This is a genomic window from Candidatus Obscuribacterales bacterium (assembly GCA_036703605.1).
GTDB lineage: Bacteria > Cyanobacteriota > Cyanobacteriia > RECH01 > RECH01 > RECH01.
In genome coordinates this window covers 1-1,157 of sequence record DATNRH010000073.1, presented here as the reverse complement: position 1 = coordinate 1,157, position 1,157 = coordinate 1, and the positions used below count along the sequence as shown (strand labels likewise).

The following is a 1,157-nucleotide window of genomic DNA, read 5'->3' as shown; positions in this document are numbered from 1 at the left end:
GTGTATGTTGGTTAATCCTCAACATAGAAATACGTCCCTCTATTAACTGATACTATAAAAAATACCAAGTTAATAAAAATTGTTACGGTTTAGCATGGGAAAAGGGGAGCAGCGGTCAACGCCCTGTTCCCTGTGAGGATTTACCCGCCCCACCCCTTGTCGTGAAACGCGGCGCACCATTTTGGGGCGGTCATCTGGCCCAGTGGTGATTGGGGTCTATAGGCGTTCCATCCTGTCGGCATCCTAGTGATACCCCGGACTTCTCTTGTCTTTGCTTGTGTGAGTCGTGGCATCTCTTACATAGGGACTGCCAGTTGCTTCGATCCCAGAACAGTTGCTGATCTCCCTTGTGTGGGATGATGTGGTCGACAACGTTGGCTGGTACTGTTCTTCCCATCTCTTTGCACATGACACAGAGAGGGCTTGCTGATAGGTATATGGCTCTTGCCTTCCTCCATTGCCGGTTATATGGCTTGGAGTCTCCTGGCTTATACAATGCCTCTTACCATGCGGGAGGCTGTCATGCTTGTGCGCGGGTTGCATCGAATTCGATATGTATATGGTCTGACTCAATCACTACGTCATAGAATGATCCGAGCCTTGCGACGATGGAGCTTGCCACCTTAATGATCTCATCAGGCCCGCTGAAATAATGGGTGCGGCAGTCTATGGCCATCCCTTTGTAGTGGTATGAGTCTGAGCCGTGTTTCCCATCGGTAATGGATGTGATTACCAGGTTGTGCCCCTGTACCGCATAGACTTCATTAGCCACAATCGCAGCTATCAGTATTTCAGGTCTCATCCCTAGGGGATTAACACCCTGTTTAAGCATCATGGCCTATAGCCCTCAAGTCGTGAGATACGCCCGTGGTGCTCTGTTATAGCCCGCTCTTGTGCGTCTAAGCGGCGCTTTAGCTCACCTATAGCGTTTCCATGCGTGTCTACCGTAGACTTAATTTTGGACGCCGCCCAAACTACCGAAGCGCCACACATGAGCAGCGACATCACAATGCTGATCGTTTGCAAATCCATATCTAATCCATAAATAGAAACCGCCCCGAAGGGCGGCGGAGAGGTGGCCTAATGGCCGGGGAGAAGGCATAAAAAAAGCCCCACCACTTACGGCAGGGCTTAGTATTCGACATTAGGAATATTGT

Annotated in this window: 1 protein-coding gene; it reads right to left on the bottom strand. The window is 50.0% G+C overall.

The features are described 5' to 3' along the window. Positions 1 to 520: 520 nt before the first annotated feature. A complete protein-coding gene (locus V6D20_01640) occupies positions 521 to 835 on the bottom strand; it encodes a hypothetical protein (protein ID HEY9814498.1) in 315 nt (104 codons plus the stop codon). Positions 836 to 1,157: the final 322 nt, after the last annotated feature.